Consider the following 1,036-nt stretch of genomic DNA (forward strand, 5'->3'; position numbering starts at 1 on the left):
TGATTCCATACAAACACGAACCATTCACTGACTTTTCAAAACCTGAAAATAAACAAGCATTTGAAGAAGCGCTGCAGCTCGTTGAAGGATATCTTGGCCAGGATTACCCATTGGTGATCGGCGGCGAAAAAATTACGACAGAAGATAAAATTACTTCTTATAACCCAGCTGATAAAAAAGAAGTGATCGGACGCGTATCAAAAGCGAGCCGTGAACTAGCTGAACAAGCGATGCAGTCAGCTGTTACTGCGTTTGAATCTTGGAAAAAAGTTGATCCGCAAATCCGTGCAGACGTGTTATTCAAAGCGGCAGCGATTATCCGCCGCCGCAAGCATGAGTTTTCTGCGCTATTGGTAAAAGAAGCAGGAAAACCATGGAATGAAGCGGATGCAGATACAGCAGAAGGAATTGACTTCCTTGAATACTACGGACGTCAAATGCTGAAACTAAAAGATGGCATGCCTGTAGAAAGCCGTCCAGGTGAATACAACCGCTACGATTACATTCCTTTAGGTGTCGGCATCGTCATTTCTCCTTGGAACTTCGCGTTCGCGATCATGGCGGGTACGGCAGTTGCAGCAATTGTCAGCGGAAACACTGTTTTATTAAAACCAGCGTCTACAACACCAATTGTGGCAGCGAAATTCGTCGAAGTAATGGAAGAAGCCGGTCTTCCGGCAGGTGTGTTAAACTTCGTGCCAGGAAGCGGCGCAGAAGTGGGCGACTACCTTGTTGACCATCCGAAAACACGCTTCATCTCATTCACAGGCTCCCGTGATGTCGGCCTGCGTATTTTCGAACGTGCATCTAAATTAAACGAAGGCCAAATCTGGCTCAAACGTGTCATCGCTGAAATGGGCGGAAAAGACACAATCGTAGTGGACAAAGAAGCAGATCTTGAACTTGCGGCACAATCGATCGTGAAATCAGCCTTCGGCTTCTCCGGCCAAAAATGTTCGGCATGTTCACGCGCGGTCATCGTAGAAGATGTATACGATCAAGTATTGAACCGTGCAGTGGAATTAACGAAAGAATT

Annotated in this window: 1 protein-coding gene; it reads left to right on the forward strand. The window is 46.3% G+C overall.

Annotated features, from left to right (window positions below):
- Positions 1 to 2: 2 nt before the first annotated feature.
- On the forward strand, positions 3 to 1,036 hold a 1,034-nt coding region (locus QYG89_RS16990; protein WP_404319405.1), incomplete at its 3' end, for an aldehyde dehydrogenase family protein.

This window comes from Bacillus lumedeiriae, assembly GCF_044891285.1.
In the GTDB taxonomy this organism is placed as follows: Bacteria; Bacillota; Bacilli; order Bacillales; family Domibacillaceae; genus Pseudobacillus; species Pseudobacillus lumedeiriae.